The organism is Burkholderia sp. GbtcB21 (genome assembly GCF_019091065.1).
In the GTDB taxonomy this organism is placed as follows: domain Bacteria; phylum Pseudomonadota; class Gammaproteobacteria; order Burkholderiales; family Burkholderiaceae; genus Burkholderia; species Burkholderia pyrrocinia_C.
This window is the reverse complement of sequence record NZ_JAGXKA010000113.1, coordinates 1-441: the sequence shown is the minus strand read 5'-3', so window position 1 is coordinate 441 and position 441 is coordinate 1. Positions and strand designations below refer to the sequence as shown.

The 441-nt window shown below is 62.4% G+C and carries 1 protein-coding gene; it reads right to left on the bottom strand.

Annotated features, from left to right (window positions below; genetic code table 11):
• Window positions 1-371: transposase (locus KVT39_RS36560; RefSeq protein WP_217591438.1), on the bottom strand; the 371-nt coding region annotated here is incomplete at its 3' end.
• Window positions 372-441 lie beyond the last annotated feature (70 nt).

Here is a 441-nt window from a genome sequence, read left to right as displayed (position 1 = left end):
AGCACCAGCAACAGCGTGGCTTCGTGGGGCGAGCCTTCGATGCGCACGCGGGTGTTGCCCACGCTGATCTCGATGGCGCCCGCCGGAGCGGCACTGGCGACTGGGGCCGGGGTCGGCTGCTCCATCTCTTGCGCCGGTGCTTCCACGGTCACGGGCAGCAAATCCACCGGATCGTATTCGCCGGCACGCAACGCTCGGCGCCATTTGAACACCAGGTTCGGATTCACCCCATGATCCATCGCCAGGCGCGCCACCGATACGCCCGGCTCGCACGCCAGCTTGGCCAGATGCCGTCGAAATTCGATCGGGTGATTCGGGATGCCTTTGCGTGAAGTTCTTTTCGGTGCGTCTGTTGCCAATTTGGTCTCCACTACTTTGGTGGGGACTACTCTGGCAACTTCTTTTCACCCAGTCGAGACGGTGCTGGGGACACGCTTACTT